Genomic DNA, 17,760 nt, shown 5'->3' with positions numbered 1-17,760 from the left:
ATTCAGGACAGGCCGAGCCGAGAATGGTGGCTTCCGAGAACCGGAGCGGAGCGTACTTTGGGTACGTGCCGCCATTCGCAGGCCAGCCTCACCTGAATATCGACATACCCTAAAGCGATGCGTCGGTCAGCGACTTCTCCAGCCCCGACAAATGGATGCCGCACTCTGTCTTGGCGTGCCCCACCCAGCGCCCGCTGCGTGCATCCTCGCCCGGCTGCACCGGCTGCGTGCACGGGAAGCAGCCTATCGAGAGATAGCCATAGGCGACCAGCGGATTCTCACGCAGCGCATGCGCGCGCATATAGTTAGCCTGGTCTGATGTCGTCCAATGCGCCAGCGGATTGATGCGAATGCGCGATCCGACCGCCTCGAACACCGGCAGAGATGCCCGCGTCGTCGCCTGAAAACGCTTGCGGCCGGTGAACCAAGCGCGGAACGGCTCGACGCCGCGCGCCAGCGGCTCGACCTTGCGGACCTCGCAGCAGGCGTCGGTGTCGGTTTCGTTCAGATTACCGGCCGGATCGATCCGTTCGAGCGCCGCTTCTTCGGGCATGATCACCCTTATATCGGTCAGCCCGAAATCGGCAACCAGCGCGTCGCGATAGCCAAGCGTCTCCTCGAAGTGCTTGCCGGTGTCGAGGAAGATGACCGGCAGCGTCCGGTCGATCTTGGCGATCATGTGCAGAAGCACTGCAGAATCCGCCCCGAACGACGAAACTGCGGCGATTTCACCTTGAAAGAATTCCCGGGCCGACCGCTCGATGATCTCCAGCGGCTTCAGATGACCATAGAGCGCATCGAGCCCCGCCGCTTCGGCGGCGATGCCGGCCTCGACGTCGACGATACGATCAAGCGGCCTTGGCTTCGCCAGCATAGAGCGCCTCCTTGAACGGCGCGGGACCGACACGGCGGTAGGCGTCGATGAATTTTTCGTTTCTGTCGAGCCGGAGGCCGAGATAGGTCTCGACGATCTGCTCGATGGCGTCGGTGATCTCTGCCGAGCTGAAGCCGCGGCCGATGATCTCGCCGACCGAGGTGTTCTCGTCGGCCGAGCCGCCGAGCGTGACCTGGTAGAGTTCGGCGCCCTTCTTCTCGACGCCGAGGATGCCGATATGGCCGACATGGTGATGGCCGCAGGCATTGATGCAGCCGGAAATCTTCAGCTTCAATTCGCCGATCTCGCGCTGACGCTCGAGCGAAGCGAAACGACGCGAGATTTCCTGCGCCACCGGAATCGAGCGCGCCGTGGCCAGCGCGCAATAGTCGAGGCCCGGGCACGAGATGATGTCTGATATCAGGTTGGAATTGGCGGTCGCCAGTCCGATGTCGACCAGCGCGTCATAGACCGCCTTGAGGTCGGCCCGCGCGACATGCGGCAGGATCAGGTTCTGCTCATGGCTGACGCGCAGCTCGTCGAAAGCATATTTTTCGGCAAGGTCGGCGACCGCTTCCATCTGGCTGTCGGAGGCGTCGCCCGGCGCTTCGCCAATGGCCTTGAGCGAGATGGTCACGGCGGCATAATCGGGGTGACGGTGGGTCACCACGTTCTGGTCGAGCCACTCCGAAAAGCTCTTCGAATCGAGGCGGGCGAGCTTGACGGCCTCGTCGCCTTCCGGCCGATCGACCAGCGCCGGCGGCGCGAAATAGGCATCGATGGCGCGGATGTCGGCTTCCGGCAGTTTTAGATCCGCATCCTTCAGCTCCTGCCATTCGGCCTCGACCTGGCGGGTGATCTCCTCGACGCCGGTCTCGTGGACGAGGATCTTGATGCGCGCCTTGTATTTGTTGTCGCGGCGGCCGTAGAGGTTGTAAACGCGCAGGATCGCCGTGCAATAGGACAGAAGGTCGGCCTCGGGCAGGAAGTCGCGGATCTTCTTGGCGATCATCGGCGTACGGCCCTGGCCGCCGCCGACATAGACGGCGAAACCGAGTTCGCCGGCAGCGTTCTTCTTCAAATGCAGGCCGATGTCATGCGTCTGGATGGCGGCGCGGTCGCGCTCCGCGCCGGTCACCGCGATCTTGAATTTTCTCGGCAGGAACGAGAATTCCGGATGCACCGACGACCATTGGCGCAGGATTTCCGCATAAGGACGCGGATCGGCCACCTCGTCGGCGGCGGCACCGGCAAAATGGTCGGCGGTGACGTTGCGGATGCAGTTGCCGCTGGTCTGGATGGCGTGCATCTCGACGCTCGCCAGATCGGCCAGGATCGCCGGAATGTCCGACAGCGCCGGCCAGTTGAACTGGATGTTCTGGCGCGTCGTGAAATGGCCGTAGCCCTTGTCGTATTTGCGGGCGATGTGGCCAAGCATGCGCAACTGCTTGCTGTTCAGCGTGCCGTAAGGCACCGCGATGCGCAGCATGTAGGCGTGCAACTGCAGGTAGACGCCATTCATCAGCCGCAGCGGCCGGAACTGATCCTCGGTGATCTCGCCGGCAAGCCGCCGCGCGACCTGATCGCTGAACTCGGCGACGCGGGCCTGGACGAAATCGTGATCGAACTCATCGTAACGGTACATGTCTGGTCTTTCCGGGCGCGTCCGCCCGTTGTCTTCAATGTGGTCGTTTACGCCGCCCGGGCGGCTACCGGGCGGGCCTGCTTGCCCAGGTCGTTGCGGTTGGTCGGGCCGGCGGCGCGGATCTTTTCGCGCAGCCGGACCGGCTCGACGACACCATTGGCGACGGTCACGTCGATCAGATTGACGTCGACCACTTCATTGTTGGCAGAGGCCGTGGCGCCGATCGCCTCCAGCCGGTCTTCAGCCGCCTTGTCATAGGCGATATCGGCATTGTCGATGGTCTCGGCCCAGCCGCCATTGGCGTACCAGACGGCCTCGCCGTCGGCGAGGCGGTTTGCTGTCAGAACTTTCATCGATCAGCTCCTTCGGCGGCTGTTTGGGCCGCGCCTTCATGCCTGTGTGCCGCCAGCGGCTCGGAACGTTCAAAATTGGCGCCGGCGACCGCATCGCCGATGATGGTCATGACCGGACCGGTAAGGTCGGCGCGAATCTCCAGCGACGGCAGGTCGGCGAGCGTGCCGTGGAAACGGCGGCGGTTGGCAAGGCTGGCATTCTCGACCACGGCGACCGCCGTATCCGACGACAGGCCGGCCTCGATCAGCCGGCCGGCAACCTCGGCCGCGACCGAGCGGCCCATATAGACGGCGACCGTGGCGCCGGAAATGGCGAGCTTGGCCCAGTCGGGCAGCGAATTTCCCTTGAGGTCGTGGCCGGTGGTGAACACCATCGACGACGACACGCCGCGCAGCGTCAGCGGCAGCTCGAAATCGGCGGCGGCGGCGAAGGCCGCGGTGACGCCCGGAACCACCTCATAGGCGATGCCGGCATCGCGCAGCGCTGCCATTTCCTCGCCCGCCCGGCCGAACACCAGCGGATCGCCGGATTTCAGCCGCACGACGCGCTTGCCGTCGCGGCCGAGCTCGATCAGCAGCGCATTGATCTCGGCCTGGCTCTTGGTGTGGCAGCCCTTGCGTTTGCCTACCGGCAGACGCTCGGCGTCGCGACGGCCCATGGCGACGATCGCCTCCGGCACCAGCGCATCATGGACGATGACATCGGCTTCCATCAGCAGCCGGTGGGCGCGCAACGTCAGCAGGTCTTCGGCGCCGGGACCCGCGCCAACCAGGGCAATGTGACCCGATGCCGGCGCGTTCGAAAGCAACAGGTCGACGGCGGCACCGTGCGCCTGCGAAAGCTGGCCAGCCTCCATGGCGCGGGCCGGCGCGCCGCCGAAAAACTCGCTCCAGAAGCGGCGGCGGGCATTGCCTTTCGGCAGCAATCTCTCAACAGTGCCGCGCAACGAGGCAGCAAGCGAAGCAAGCGGCCCGAGCGACGGCGACAGCATGCGGTCGATGCGGCTGCGCAGCATCTGGGCAAGCACCGGTCCGGCCCCTTCCGTGCCGATGGCAATGGCGACCGGCGCGCGGTTAACCAGCGCCGGGGTGAAGAAATCGCACAGCTCCGGCCGGTCGACGGCATTGACCGGAATGCCCAGCCGGCGCGCATCCTCGGCAACGCGGCGGTCAAGCGCCTCGTTGCCGCTGGCAGCAAACACCATCACCGCGCTTTCGAGATGCGCGGCCTCATAGGCGGCAGCGATGTGGACGGCGCCATTCGCGGCGATGAAGGCCAGCAAATCATGCTCGGGGGCATCGGCTATGATGCGCAAGACGGCGCTCGACTGGCCGATCAGCCGCGCCTTGGCCAGAGCCTCCTCGCCGCCGCCGACGATGGCCACAGCTTCGCCAGCGACCCGCATAAAGACGGGAAAGGCGTTGAGCTTGGCGGCGGCCTGCGGCATACGAGCGGAATCCTGAATACGCTGTCGGTTTTACGCGCGGGCGCGAAAAAACAGAAGGAACGCACTCGCGCATCGCTTCGTGCGAAGCAATCGCTTTTCCGCAAGCACCAGAGGCAGGAGAAAAAAATTCCACACCCACGAGTGGAGCGGATCCAAGCCGCTGTTGCGAGCCTTGATCTGCGGCCGTTCTAGCGACAAGCGAGATATATTACAAAACACTTTTTTCTAAATTCTACCAATCTAGTAGATTAAAGCCGACATGCGCTGAGCACCGTCATCCCCGTTGGTTGGCTTGCTCGCCGTGCTTGTCGTCATCGGAACATTCCTGCCTCGGCGCGCGTTTGCCTGTGCGAATCCGAGCCTGGCTGTCCAGCTGCGGCAATGGCTCCAGAGACGGGGCCTGGAAAACCATGAAAAACAGAAAAAGGAGCGCTCCGGTGAACAACCTCAAGCTGAAACGCGGACTGTGGGTCGTGGTCGCCGACGGCGAGAAGGCACTGTTCCTCGAGAACGCGGCGACACCCAATATCCCGACCTTCAGGTCGTGCAGGAGATGGAACAGGAAAATCCGGCAACGCGAGAGCAAGGTTCGGACCGCCCGGGTCGCTACAGCGACGGCCCATCCGTCCACCGCAGCGCAGTCGAGGACACTGACTGGCATCGCCTCGGCAAGGAGCGTTTCGCCGACGAAATTGCCGAGCGGCTGTACAAGCTCGCGCATCGCGGCGCCTTCAAGGAGATGGTGCTGATCGCACCGCCTCAGGTACTGGGTGACATGCGTCGAAAACTGCACAAGGAAGTTGCCGAGAAAATCACAGCGGAAATTCCCAAGACGCTGACCAACCACACCATCGTCGACATCGAAAACCTGCTGCAGGCCGCCTGATCGGGCATCAGGCGCGCAGGCCATCTCTTTTTAGCAGCAACCATTGCCAGCCCGAGGCGACCCGCCTTCTGCCACCCTTGTCGTCGATCCATGGCATTTGCGGGTTGCCGCGCGGCCATCCGGGCCGCCATATTGCAAGGCGGCTTCTTCGGGCGGTGCATATCCGACATCGTAATTTTGAAAGGCGCTCCATAGACAATGCCGCATGACACGCCGCTTATCGCCACCATCGTCGCCGGTTTGGGGCTGGCTTTCGTCTTCGGCGCAATTGCCAATCGCTTCCGCATCCCGCCGCTGGTCGGCTACCTCGTCGCCGGCGTCCTGGTCGGGCCGAACACGCCGGGCTTCGTCGCCGATACCGGCCTCGCCAATGAACTGGCCGAAATCGGCGTGATCCTGTTGATGTTCGGCGTCGGCCTGCATTTCTCGCTGAAGGACTTGTTGTCGGTCCGCGCCATCGCCGTGCCCGGCGCCATCGTGCAGATCGGCTTCGCGACGGCGCTCGGCGCCGGCCTTGCCTGGATGCTCGGCTGGTCGATGGGCGCGGGGCTGGTGTTCGGGCTGGCGCTTTCCGTCGCCTCGACCGTTGTGCTGCTGCGTGCCTTGCAGGAGCGGCGGCTGATCGAGACCGAGCGCGGCCGCATCGCCGTCGGCTGGCTGATTGTCGAGGATCTGGCCATGGTGCTGGCGCTGGTATTGCTGCCGGCGTTGGCCGGCGTGCTGGGTGGCCAGCAGCAAGTGGAGAGCCATAGCAGTCTGCTGTCGCTGCCGGCGAGCTTCGGCGTCTGGGGTATCGTCGGCATGACGTTGGCCAAGGTCGCGGCCTTTGTCGTCGTTATGCTGGTGGTCGGCCGCCGGGTCATCCCCTGGATCCTGCACTACGTCGCCCATACCGGGTCGCGTGAATTGTTCCGGCTGGCGGTGCTGGCCATCGCGCTCGGGGTCGCTTTCGGCGCGGCCAAGCTATTCGGCGTCTCGCTGGCGCTGGGCGCATTCTTTGCCGGCATGATCATGAGCGAATCCGAACTCAGCCATCGGGCGGCCGAGGAATCGCTGCCGCTCCGCGACGCCTTTTCCGTGCTGTTCTTCGTTTCGGTCGGCATGCTGTTCGACCCGTTCAGCCTGGTCAGCAATGGCTGGCCGATCTTGGCGACGCTGGCCATCATCGTCATCGGCAAATCGCTGGCGGCCTTCGTCATCGTCGTCGCCTTCCGTTATCCGATCGCGACCGCGTTGATGATTTCGGCAAGCCTGGCCCAGATCGGCGAATTCTCCTTCATTCTGGCCGAGCTCGGCGTCGGGCTGAAGCTGCTGCCCGAACAAGGACGCGACCTCATCCTCGCCGGTGCTATCCTGTCGATCGTCCTCAACCCGCTGATGTTCCTTGCCGTCGACTGGATGAAACCATGGCTGGAGAGGCGCGCCGGCAAGGCGGCGTCGCTCGACGAGGCAAAGCCGATCGGCCCCGCCACGGAGCCAGGCCAGTTGGCTTCGGTTGCGGCACCGGTGAAAGAGGATGGCCCGCCGCCCAGGACAGCGCTTACCGGCCACTCCATCCTGGTCGGCTATGGCCGTGTCGGCAGCCTCGTCGGCGCGTCCTTGAAGAAGGCCGCCCTGCCCTTCCTCGTCATCGAGGATGCCGACAAGACGCTGGCGAAGCTCAGGGACGACGGCATCGAAACCGTGTCAGGCAACGCCGCGAATAGCGAGGTGTTCGCCGCAGCCAATCCCGAGGGCGCGAAGCGGCTGATCCTCGCCATCCCCAACGCCTTCGAGGCGGGACAGATCGTACTGCGCGCCCGCGCCGCCAACCCGAAGATCAACGTCATCGCCCGCGCCCACTCCGATGCCGAGGTCGAGCATCTCAAGGGGCTCGGAGCCGACACAGTCATCATGGGTGAGCGCGAGATCGCCCGTGGGATCGTGGAAGAGGTTTTGGCGGCATCGAAAGCGCCTTCAGCAGCCTAAGCCGGCGCCTCTCCCCGTGAAGAACGGGGAGAGGGGGTCGCCAGCGTTGCGGTCAAGCCCCTTCTCCCCATTTTTTACGGGAGAAGGTCCCGGCAGGGGGATGAGGGGCAGCCTCAACGATCGATCAAAAGCTCACACGTGCTGGCCGCCATTGATGTGGATTTCCGAGCCCGTCACATAGGACGCCTGCTGCGAGCACAGGAAGAAGATGATGTCGGCGACTTCCGCCGTGGTGCCCAGCCTCCGTAGCGGAATCGTCTCGACGATCTTTTCCGTGCCCGGTGACAGGATCGCGGTGTCGATCTCGCCGGGTGCGATGGCGTTGACGCGGATGCCGTGCGGGCCGAAATCATGCGCCATTTCGCGCGTCAGCGAGCCGAGCGCCGCCTTCGACGTCGCGTAGGCGGTGCCGGCGAAGGGATGCACGCGAGTGCCGGCGATGGAGGTGACGTTGACGATCGAGCCTTTGGCCGACGCCAATTCCCTGAACAATCCCCGCGCCAGCATGATCGGCGCGAAGAAATTGACCTGGAACACGTCGCGCCAGACATGCATCGGCGTGTCGATCGAATTCATGCGGCTGTTGCCGTCCTTGAGCTTTGGCGAGATACCGGCATTGTTGACCAGCGCATGCAGTTGGCCGCCATGCGCCTCCAGCCGATGGCGGATCTCCGAGATCGCGATGCCGACATCCTCCTGGTCGGCGAGATCGACCTTGATATGGTCCTCCGGACCGGCCGGCCACGGGCAGTCGTCGGCAAAAGCCTGGCGCGAGCAGGTGATGACGCGCCAGCCTTCGCGCGAAAAGCGCTTGACCGTGGCGTGGCCGATGCCGCGGCTGGCGCCGGTCAGCACGATCGTCTTTCTGGTGTCGGTCTCGGCCATTCACGATCTCTCTTTAACCCGCAGATGTAGCGGAACACGGCAGCGATGACGAGGGGGTCAGCCGCCGGTGAGGATGTCGAGGATCGAGGTCTGCCGCTTCTTGACCGGGCCGCCGACATCGGCGGGCGGCACCGGGCGCTTGATCGATGCGGTGGTGCCGCCACCGCCCGGCATGCCGAAGCCGCCGGCATCGACCGTTTCGGCGGGACGCACGGCGCGAGGCGGCGACGCTTTTTGGGCGGACGGCGCGGATTGGCCAACCGAAGCGGACGGCACCGGCGCCGGTTGCGCCGTGTTGGGCGGTAATTCGTCCTGCACGATCGTATCGGCAGGCGTCGACCGCCATGTTCCGGGCAGCGGCCGCACCGGCACGCCTTCGTGCGCGGCGACCATGAACTCATGCCAGGCCTGCGCCGGCAGCGCGCCGCCGGTGACCTTCTTCATCGGACCGCCATCGTCATTGCCGAACCAGACTCCGGTGGTGAGATTGGCGGTATAGCCGATGAACCAGGCGTCGCGCGAATTCTGGCTGGTGCCGGTCTTGCCGGCGGCCGGCCAGGCAAAGGCCGCCTTCCTGGCAGTGCCGATTTCAACGGTGCCCATCATCATAGAGTTCATCATGCCGACGATCTCAGGCTTGATGACGCGCGGGGCGCCGCCATTGTTGTCGTAGAGCACCTTGCCGCCGGCTGTCGTCACCCGGCGGATGAAATGGACATCCGGCCGGTAGCCGCCATTGGCGAAGGGGACATAGGCCGACGTCAGTTCCAGCGGTGTCACTTCGGAGGTGCCGAGCGCGATCGAGGTGTTGGCCGTGAGGTCGGACTGGACACCCATGCGATGCGCCGCCTCGACGACCGCGTCAGGCCCGACTTCCATGGTCAGCTGGGCGGCCACCGAGTTCAGTGACTTCGCCAGCGCCGTCGCCAGCGTCACCTTGCCGAAATACTTGCCGCCGTAATTGGTGGGCGTCCATTTGCCAATTTTGATCGGCGCGTCATTGCGCACGCTGTCGGGCGTGCGGCCGGCTTCCAGCGCCGCCATGTAAACAAAGGGCTTGAACGCCGAGCCGGGCTGGCGGCGCGCCTCCGAGGCGCGGTCGAACTGGCTGGTCGAATAATCATAGCCGCCGACCATGGCGCGTACCGCGCCGGAATTGTCGATCGACACCAGCACGCCCTGGCTGGCATTGAGCTTTTTGCCGCTGCCGTCGATCAGCCGGCGGATCGATTGTTCGGCGAGCTTCTGCAGCGTCAGGTCGACGGTGGCGTCGACGATGATGTCGCCGCGCACGTCGCCGATCAGGTCGGGCAGTGCTTCCACGATGGCGTCGGCGACGTAGTTTTCCGAGCCCGTCCAGTAGGATGCCACCCGCGACGCCGGCGCGCTCATCGCCGTGGTCAGTTCCTTGGCGCTGATCTTGCCTTCGTCGCGCATGGCGGCGAGAACAAGCTGCGAGCGCCGCTCGGCGGCCTTCGGGTCACGCGCCGGAGACAGTCGCGACGGCGCTTTCAACAGGCCGGCGAGGAGCGCGGCCTCCGGCAACGTGACGTCGCGCGCGCTCTTGCCGAAATAGCGGCGCGAGGCCGCTTCGACACCATAGGCGCCGGAGCCGAAATAGACCCGGTTGAGATACATTTCGAGTATCTGGTCCTTGGTGTGCTTGTGCTCGAGCCAGAGCGCCAGAAGCACTTCCTGCACCTTGCGTTCCAGCGTGCGATCGGGTGTCAGGAACAGGTTTTTCGCCAATTGCTGGGTCAGCGTCGAGCCGCCCTGCGAAAAACGCCCGCCGACAACGTTGGCCACCATGGCTCTGGACAGACCGATCGGGTCGATGCCCAAATGCGAATAGAAGCGGCGATCTTCGATGGCGATGACGGCCTCGGGAATATAGGTCGACATTTCATGCAGGCCGACGGCTTCGCCGCCGCTCATGCCGCGATTGGCGAGCAGTTTTCCGTCGACCGAGACGATCCTGATATTGGGCGCGCGGTCGGGGATGGCCCAGGTGGTGGCCGCCGGCATTTTCGCGCCGTAATAGACGACGATGCCGGCAGCGGCGATGCCGCCCCAGATGGCCAGCACGAAGCACCAGTAGGCCAACCGGCCGAGCACGCCGAACAGGCCGCGCCGGCTTTTGCCGCGCCCGTGACGCGACGCTTTTGTCCTGGCCGATTGGCGCTTTGCAGAGGTGTTGCGGTTGCTCGGCACGACGCGATCCTCCTCGCTCACCGAAAAACCGGCCGAGGATTTCGCCCGCGGCGGTCCCTCGAAGCTCGGTTCGATGCGGCTGTCTCTGCGGTTCGCCATGCGCTGTGCAGTCTGTCCCGATGCTTGTCGCATCAGCCTGAAAATCGGTATCGATTTTCGGAAAAGCCGATGCGAAGCTTCAAAGTCTTAGAGCGCGCGTCCCAAGGGACGAACGTTGCTCCATGGCGTTCGGGGTGCAGAGTAGATGCGGCGATTTAAGGGCGGGTTAAATGGTTCAAAGTTAGTTCAATGCGTTACGGCACGTCACCGCTCCGTTCCTTGCTCCTGGCGGTCGGCAACAATGGCGTCTATCGCGAGACGGCGGAGCGTTCTCGCATTTCGGCATCAACTGCCCAGCCGCAGTCGTTCGGCGCGGACCGCCAATAGCAAGGTAGCCGCAATCTATGCTCGTCATTAGAGCGCGATCGGTAAAGTGCGTTCGATCGCGCTCTAACCCATTGAATCTACGCATGACCTTGTTACCAAAGTTACGCGAACTGGGGATCATGCGTTAGCCAATCGCAGCACGAACGGAAAGCGCTGCCCAGGATGATTGCATCGTCTCGCCCACATGGCAGTAGCAGACAATTTCGTGGAGCTCATCGTCGGTCAATTCGAAGAAACGCTTTGCTTCGCCATAAGTATCGTCTTTTAGCCCCTCATCGCGCAGGACCGAATCCTCGAAGGCAACCGATATTGGCGAGCCTTCGCCACGCATAATGTCGCGCTCGGGTGACGAACGATATTCGGTCCCGATAAGTGCGGTGAGGAGTCGGTTGGGCTGCCGTTCAAGAAGTTTTGACCAACGTTCGAGACGCTGGGTTCGGTCCATTGCAGGAGGTGTTGGGTCTCTGTGTACCTTTGCCACCGTATGCAGTTGGTCCAGTGTTTGGTGCCTCATGGCAACCTCCTAATAGTAGGTGGGTTGGCCCCAAACTCCCTGTACCAAGATCATACCGCGAATGTGTCGATACGTCACTCTCATTCCATATCCGGCTTGGCTTCTATCCGGGTGCATCGAAGGATGGAGCGGCCCCTGCCTTATCGTCAATTTTCGGCCTGATAGGGTTAGATCATCGGCACCTCTGCCGTGCCACCCCAACGCCGCTCAGTTCTGCTGGATCGAAATGCCTTTGTCGTCGATCTTGAGTTCCACGCCCTCCGGCCTGGTTTGCTCGCGATAGACATAGATGCCGAGCGCGATGACCACGACGACGAGCGCGCCGATGACGAGATAGAGCATGTTCTGTTTCATGGCGCGCCTTGATGTGCTTCGCAGGATCAGGCCTGCTTCACCAGCTTGATCAGCACGAGCAGGATCACCGCGCCGATCGTGGCGTGGATAATGGAGGCAAGTATGCCACCGCCTATGGCGAATCCCAGCCTTGGGAAGAGCAAGCCGGCTATCAAGGCGCCGACGATGCCGACGACGATATTGCCGATCAGGCCGAGGCCGAAACCCTTGACGATCAAGCCGGCGAGCCAGCCGGCGATGGCGCCGATGATGATGAAGACAAGCAGGCTCTCAGTACCCATTGCAGATCCCTCCCGAGCGAATGGTCGCGGAGCGGAAAGCTCCGAATCGACCTCCGATTGCAACAGGTCCAACCTATTGGAAAGAAGCCGGCGCCGCCAGCGGCGTCATTCGCCGTCGTCATCCCCGGATGCAGGCCGCCAGCTGATCGGCTCGATCTTTCTTTGCGTATGACCGTCCGTATAGGCCCACCAGCCGGTGTCGTTCTCGTCCCAGTCGCCGCCGGCCGCTTTCAGCCGGTCGAGCGACCTGTACTGCGCGATGGATTCGTTCATCACCCCGTCGCTGTCCTTCCAGTAGACGGTGACCTTGGAGCCATCCCTGGGTGCTGTTTCGATTGGTTTTCTGGCAGCCATTTCATCCCCTCCATCGATCGATAGAACGTCGAGGCGAACGCCTGGTTCCACTTAGCTGTGGGCGAAGATGTCTGCCTCATCCCAGCCCATCAGGTCGAGTTTCGCACGCGTCGGCAGGAAGCGGAAGCAGGCCTCGGCCTCCTTGGTCCGGTTGTCGCGCGCCAGCCGCATCGTCAGCACATCGCGCAGCTGGTGCAGGTAAAGCACGTCGGAGGCTGCGTATTCGAGTTGTTCGGGCGACAGTGTCTCCGCCGCCCAGTCCGACGATTGCTGCGCCTTCGACAGGCTGACGCCGAGAAGCTCAAAACAAATGTCCTTCAGCCCGTGCCGGTCGGTGTAGGTTCGGGTCAGCCGCGAGGCGATCTTGGTGCAAAACACCGGCTCTGGCATGACGCCGAAGGCGTTGTAGAGGACGGCGAGATCGAAACGGCCGAAATGGAACAGCTTGGTTATGCTGCGGTTCCTGAGCAGGCTGACGAGGTTTGGCGCCTTCTTCTGGCCGGGCGCGATCTGGATGACGTCGGCGGAACCGTCGCCCGGCGAGATCTGCACCACGCAAAGCCGGTCGCGATGCGGATTGAGCCCCAGCGTCTCCGTGTCGATCGCGACCGCCCCGACGTCGTAGTGCAAGAGCCCGGGCAGGTCGTTCTTGTGGAAGCGGATATCGCTCATCGTCTTCTCCGGTCGCGGCCCATTCGTGCGTCCAACTGGGCGCGGCGTCGCTCTATCCCGTCCTCGCCGCGATCCGATGAAAAATCAACAGAAAGTTGCAGTCTGGCCCTCTCAGCGTGTCAGCGCGTCGAGAATGCGCGCCCACGAGCGCTGGCCCTTGTGGAAGGAACTCATCTCGTATTTCTCGTTCGGCGAATGGATGCGGTCATCGTCGAGCCCGAAACCGACAAGCAAGGATTCGATGCCGAGATAAGTCTGGAAATCGCCGACCACCGGGATCGAGCCGCCGCTTCCCGTGGTCACCGCCGGCTTCGGCCATTCGTCGGACAGCGCGTCCTTGGCCTTGGCGAGAAATGGCGAGTCGTAGGAAAGCTGGATCGCCGGCGAGCCGCCATGCGGGTGGAAATCGACTGAGCAGTCGGCCGGGATGCGCTCCCTGACGAAGGCCTGGAAAGCGGCGCGGATCTTTTCCGGGTTCTGCTTGTGGACGAGGCGGAAGGACACTTTTGCCGAGGCTTCCGCCGCGATCACCGTCTTGAACCCTTTGCCGGTATAGCCACCTATAATGCCGTTGAACTCGGCGGTTGGCCGCGCCCAGGTGAGTTCGAGCACCGAGCGGCCGTGTTCGCCGGAAGGGATCGACAGGCCGACGGGCCCAAGGAACGTCTCAGCGGTCTCGCCGAGCGCCTCCCACGACTTCAGGATCTGCGAAGGCGTCTCCTCGACACCGTCATAGAAACCGGGAATGGTGACGCGGCCGTCCTTGTCGTGGATGTCGGCCAGGATCCTGGCCAGGATGCGAATCGGATTGGCGGCAGCACCGCCGTAGAGACCGGAATGCAGGTCGCGGTCGGCGGCTTTCACCGTGATCTCCTCGCCCACCAACCCGCGCAGCGCGACGCAGATGGACGGTGTTTCGCGGTCCCACATGCCGGTGTCGCAGACAAGCGCGAAGTCGGCCTTGAGTTCGGCCGCATTTGCCTCGAGGAACGGCTTCAGCGATGGCGAGCCGGACTCCTCCTCGCCCTCGAACAGAATTGTGATGCGGCACGGCAGCCCGCCATGCACCTGCTTCCAGGCGCGGCAAGCCTCGACGAAGGTCATCAACTGCCCCTTGTCGTCGGCCGAACCACGTCCCGTGATCACCTGGCGGCCGGGCTCGATCTGCTTTACCGAAGGTGCGAACGGATCGCTTTCCCAAAGCTCGATCGGGTCAACCGGCTGCACGTCGTAATGGCCATAGAACAGGACATGCGGTGCGCCCGCCGGCCCGTCATGGTGCGCCACCACCATCGGATGGCCTGGCGTGTCACGCACGCTGGCGTCGAAGCCGATCAGTCTGAGCTCGGCCACCAGCCATTCCGCCGCCTTGCGGCAGTCTGTGGCATAGGTCGGGTCGGTCGAGATCGACTTGGTCCTGAGCAGGCCAAACAGGCGCTCCAGGCTCTCGTCGAGATTGTTGTCGAGGCGGTCGAGGACGGGAGAAATTCTGGACATTTTTATCAGGCCTTTCGATTCTGAGCGGCAACCCTAAAGCTGCGAGGCAAAAACGAAAAGCCGGCGGTCGTTGGACCACGGGCACCGAAAGGCAAAAAAATGCCGCCGTGGTGGAGGGGGAACCACGGCGGCCTTTACTCGAAACGATGCGGCAGCCCGGAGAGGGGGATAGGCTGCCGCAAGTGTCCGGGATAGGCGGGGGACGGGCCTTGCTCCGGACCTCGGCGAAAAATGCCGATGGCGTTTATCTGTGTCTCCGAACGTGGCGATTCAAGGGCACGAAGATTACACTTTCGTAACATAGCCGTGATCGGATCGACGTGTCAGGATGTTGCCGGAACCGGTGGTTGAGGCCGCCTTTGGCATGGACCACGACGCCGCGCCGCGCTATCCCTTCGTCCCATGAAAAAAGGCGATCATCTCTTCCTTGTCGACGGCTCCGGCTACATCTTCCGTGCCTATCACGCGCTACCGCCATTGACCCGCAAATCCGATGGGCTGCCGACCAGTGCCGTGCTCGGCTTCTGCAACATGGTGTGGAAGCTGACGCAGGACGCCCGCAACACCGATGTCGGCATCGTGCCGACGCATTTCGCCGTCATCTTCGACTATTCGTCGAAAACCTTCCGCAACGATCTCTACCCCGAATACAAGGCCAACCGCTCGGCGCCGCCGGAAGATCTGATCCCGCAGTTCGGCCTGATCCGCCAGGCGACCAGGGCCTTCAACCTGCCCTGCCTCGAGACGGAAGGCTACGAGGCCGACGACCTGATCGCCACCTATTGCCGGCTTGCCTGCGAAGCCGGCGCCGACACCACGATCATCTCCTCCGACAAGGATCTGATGCAGCTGGTCGGCCCTTCGGTCGCCATGTACGACCCGATGAAGGACCGCCAGATCGGCGTTCCCGAGGTGATCGAGAAATGGGGCGTGCCGCCGGAAAAAATGATCGACCTGCAGGCGCTGACCGGCGATTCGGTCGACAATGTGCCGGGCGTGCCCGGCATCGGGCCGAAGACGGCGGCGCAATTGCTGGAACAGTTCGGGGATCTCGATACGCTGCTCGCCCGTGCCACCGAGATCAAGCAGGACAAGCGCCGCGAATCGATCATCGCCAATGCCGACAAGGCGCGCATCTCGCGTGAACTGGTGACGCTGAAGAACGACGTGCCGGGGATCAGCGGACTTGACGATTTCGTGTTGCACCCGCCCGACGGACCAAGGCTGATCGGCTTCCTCAAGACGATGGAATTCTCCTCGCTGACCCGCCGCGTGGCGGAAGCAACCGGAACAGAAGCGGCTGACGTCAAGGCCATGCCCGTGATTATCGAGCGCGCCGACACCGCGCATGGTCCCGATATGGGGTTTGGCGTGCCGGGCGCCGCCGAAAGCGCGGCGGGCACAGTGACAGACGAAGCCGGGGAAGCGGTGCCGGCCACCGTCAAGGTGGAACCCAAGCAAGGCGACACCCCATCGCTTCTCTCGGCGCTTCGCTTCGAGGACGCCACCGCCAGCAAGATCGACACCAGCGCCTACGTCTCCATCCGCGACACTGAAGTGTTGAAGGCATGGGTGGCCGTGGCGATGGAGGCCGGCATCGTCGGCTTCGACACCGAGACCAATTCAGCCGATCCGATGCAGGCCGAGTTGATCGGCCTGTCCATAGCCACTGCGCCCGGTCGCGCCGCCTATGTGCCGCTCGCCCACAAACGCGGCAATGGCGACCTGCTCGGCGGCGGAGTGGTCGAAAACCAGATTCCGATCCGTGATGCGCTTGCCATTCTGAAGCCGTTGCTGGAGGACAGGTCGGTTCTCAAGATCGTTCAGGAGCTGAAATACGACCTCGTCGTCATGAGCCGCCACGGCATCGATATCGCCCCCTTCGACGACACCATGCTGATTTCCTATGTGCTCGACGCAGGCACGTCCGGCGGCCACAGCATGGCGGCCCTGTCGGAAAAGTGGCTCGGCCACTCGACCATTGCCCTCAAGGAACTGGCCGGCTCTGGACGAAGCTTCGTCGGCTTCGACCAGGTCGACATCGACAAGGCAACCGCCTATGCCGCGGAGCATGCCGATGTGACGCTCAGGCTCTGGCGGGTGCTGAAGCCGCGGCTTGCCGCCAAGGGCCTCGTCTCGGTCTACGAGCGGCTGGAACGGCCGCTGGTGCCGGTTCTGGCAAGGATGGAGCAGTGCGGCATCTCCGTCGACCGGCAGATCCTGTCGCGGCTCTCCGGCGAGCTGGCACAGGGCGCCGCGCGGCTGGAGGACGAGATCTACCAGCTCGTCGGCGAGCGCATCAATATCGGCTCGCCAAAACAGCTCGGCGACATCCTGTTCGGCAGGATGGGCCTGCCCGGCGGCTCCAAGACCAAGACCGGCCAATGGTCGACCTCGGCCCAGCTCCTGGAAGACCTCGCCGCAGAAGGCCACGAGCTGCCGCGCAAGATCGTCGACTGGCGCCAGCTGACCAAATTGAAATCGACCTATACCGATGCGCTGCCCGGTTTCGTCCATCCCGATACGAAGCGCGTCCACACCTCATACGCGCTTGCCGCAACGACGACGGGCCGGCTGTCGTCCTCCGATCCCAATTTGCAGAACATTCCGGTACGCACCGTCGAGGGACGAAAGATCCGGACGGCGTTCATCGCCGACAAGGGCAACAAGCTGGTTTCCGCCGACTACAGCCAGATCGAGCTGCGCGTGCTCGCCCATGTCGCCGAGATCCCGCAGCTCAAGCAGGCGTTTGCCGACGGCGCCGACATCCACGCCATCACCGCCTCGGAGATGTTCAACGTGCCGGTCGAGGGCATGCCCTCGGAGGTACGCCGCCGCGCCAAGGCGATCAATTTTGGCATCATCTACGGCATTTCCGCCTTTGGCCTGGCCAACCAGCTGTCGATCCCGCGCGAAGAGGCCGGCGCCTATATCAAGAAATACTTCGAACGCTTCCCCGGCATCCGCGATTATATCGACGCGACCAAGGCCTATGCCCGCGAATACGGCTATGTCGAAACGATCTTCGGCCGCCGCATCCACTACCCGGAGATACGGTCGTCAAACCCGTCGGTCCGTGCCTTCAACGAGCGCGCCTCGATCAACGCCCGGCTGCAGGGCACCGCGGCCGACATCATCCGCCGCGCCATGATCCGCATGGACGAAGCGCTGGAAAAGGCGAGGCTGTCCGCCCGCATGCTGCTGCAAGTGCATGACGAACTGGTCTTCGAGACGGCCGAAGCGGAGGTCGAGGCGACGATCCCCGTCGTGCGTCATGTGATGGAGAACGCCGCGATGCCGGCGGTGTCGATGTCGGTGCCGCTGCACGTCGACGCCCGCGCCGCCGACAATTGGGAAGAGGCGCATTAGCGCCTCATGCGGATGTCCGCGGC

At 63.5% G+C, this 17,760-nt stretch carries 14 protein-coding genes and 1 pseudogene; 3 read left to right on the top strand and 12 right to left on the bottom strand.

Annotated elements, in window-relative coordinates:
• Positions 1 to 109 precede the first annotated feature (109 nt).
• From AC0L2Z_RS21630 to cysG, 4 genes are read right to left on the bottom strand one after another with little or no spacing between them, the layout of a single operon-like run.
• Positions 110 to 874, bottom strand: coding sequence for a phosphoadenylyl-sulfate reductase (locus AC0L2Z_RS21630; RefSeq protein WP_473535414.1), 765 nt, complete (start codon positions 872 to 874; stop codon positions 110 to 112).
• On the bottom strand, positions 849 to 2,519 hold the full coding sequence (locus AC0L2Z_RS21625) for a nitrite/sulfite reductase (protein ID WP_473535415.1): 1,671 nt from the start codon (positions 2,517 to 2,519) through the stop codon (positions 849 to 851). Before AC0L2Z_RS21625 ends, AC0L2Z_RS21630 begins: the two co-directional genes overlap by 26 nt.
• Positions 2,520 to 2,566: 47 nt before the next feature.
• The gene (locus tag AC0L2Z_RS21620; protein ID WP_128173485.1) at positions 2,567 to 2,872 is read right to left on the bottom strand and encodes a DUF2849 domain-containing protein; all 306 of its coding nucleotides are present in this window, start codon (positions 2,870 to 2,872) and stop codon (positions 2,567 to 2,569) included.
• Complete coding sequence (gene cysG / locus AC0L2Z_RS21615) at positions 2,869 to 4,320, bottom strand: siroheme synthase CysG (protein ID WP_473629262.1); 1,452 nt, start codon at positions 4,318 to 4,320, stop codon at positions 2,869 to 2,871. The genes AC0L2Z_RS21620 and cysG overlap by 4 nt, the downstream gene beginning before the upstream one ends.
• A 437-nt stretch (positions 4,321 to 4,757) precedes the next feature.
• Here cysG and AC0L2Z_RS21610 point away from each other — a divergent pair.
• Positions 4,758 to 5,206, top strand: a pseudogene (locus AC0L2Z_RS21610) (baeRF12 domain-containing protein).
• Positions 5,207 to 5,404: 198 nt separating this feature from the next.
• Positions 5,405 to 7,174, top strand: coding sequence for a YbaL family putative K(+) efflux transporter (ybaL, locus tag AC0L2Z_RS21605; RefSeq protein ID WP_473629261.1), 1,770 nt, complete (start codon positions 5,405 to 5,407; stop codon positions 7,172 to 7,174).
• A 132-nt stretch (positions 7,175 to 7,306) separates the two neighbouring features.
• Here the strand turns inward: ybaL and AC0L2Z_RS21600 are convergent, their stop codons facing one another.
• The 8 genes from AC0L2Z_RS21600 to AC0L2Z_RS21565 all read right to left on the bottom strand — a co-directional run bounded on the left by AC0L2Z_RS21600 (position 7,307) and on the right by AC0L2Z_RS21565 (position 14,368).
• The gene (locus tag AC0L2Z_RS21600) at positions 7,307 to 8,059 is read right to left on the bottom strand and encodes an SDR family NAD(P)-dependent oxidoreductase (protein WP_065010150.1); all 753 of its coding nucleotides are present in this window, start codon (positions 8,057 to 8,059) and stop codon (positions 7,307 to 7,309) included.
• A gap of 57 nt (positions 8,060 to 8,116) precedes the next feature.
• Positions 8,117 to 10,369 (bottom strand): transglycosylase domain-containing protein, encoded by a 2,253-nt coding sequence (locus AC0L2Z_RS21595; RefSeq protein ID WP_473629260.1) that lies wholly within the window; start codon positions 10,367 to 10,369, stop codon positions 8,117 to 8,119.
• 451 nt (positions 10,370 to 10,820) lie between these two features.
• The gene (locus tag AC0L2Z_RS21590) at positions 10,821 to 11,210 is read right to left on the bottom strand and encodes a hypothetical protein (RefSeq protein WP_023797418.1); all 390 of its coding nucleotides are present in this window, start codon (positions 11,208 to 11,210) and stop codon (positions 10,821 to 10,823) included.
• 207 nt (positions 11,211 to 11,417) lie between these two features.
• A complete protein-coding gene (locus AC0L2Z_RS21585) occupies positions 11,418 to 11,564 on the bottom strand; it encodes a hypothetical protein (RefSeq protein ID WP_023797417.1) in 147 nt (48 codons plus the stop codon).
• 26 nt (positions 11,565 to 11,590) lie between these two features.
• Entirely contained in the window at positions 11,591 to 11,845 is a 255-nt protein-coding gene (locus AC0L2Z_RS21580; RefSeq protein ID WP_023797416.1) for a GlsB/YeaQ/YmgE family stress response membrane protein, read from the bottom strand.
• A gap of 105 nt (positions 11,846 to 11,950) precedes the next feature.
• Entirely contained in the window at positions 11,951 to 12,199 is a 249-nt protein-coding gene (locus AC0L2Z_RS21575) for a hypothetical protein (RefSeq protein WP_023797415.1), read from the bottom strand.
• A gap of 51 nt (positions 12,200 to 12,250) precedes the next feature.
• The gene (locus AC0L2Z_RS21570) at positions 12,251 to 12,871 is read right to left on the bottom strand and encodes a ribonuclease D (protein WP_023797414.1); all 621 of its coding nucleotides are present in this window, start codon (positions 12,869 to 12,871) and stop codon (positions 12,251 to 12,253) included.
• Positions 12,872 to 12,982: 111 nt separating this feature from the next.
• A complete protein-coding gene (locus tag AC0L2Z_RS21565; RefSeq protein WP_473629259.1) occupies positions 12,983 to 14,368 on the bottom strand; it encodes a M20/M25/M40 family metallo-hydrolase in 1,386 nt (461 codons plus the stop codon).
• Between the two features lie 402 nt (positions 14,369 to 14,770).
• Here AC0L2Z_RS21565 and polA point away from each other — a divergent pair, with 402 nt between their 5' ends.
• The gene (gene polA, locus AC0L2Z_RS21560; RefSeq protein ID WP_473629258.1) at positions 14,771 to 17,737 is read left to right on the top strand and encodes a DNA polymerase I; all 2,967 of its coding nucleotides are present in this window, start codon (positions 14,771 to 14,773) and stop codon (positions 17,735 to 17,737) included.
• The last annotated feature ends 23 nt before the right edge of the window (positions 17,738 to 17,760 follow it).

It is taken from the genome of Mesorhizobium sp. WSM4850 (assembly GCF_055811735.1).
The sequence above is the reverse complement of the archived record's forward strand: the minus strand, read 5'-3'. Positions and strand labels throughout refer to the sequence as shown.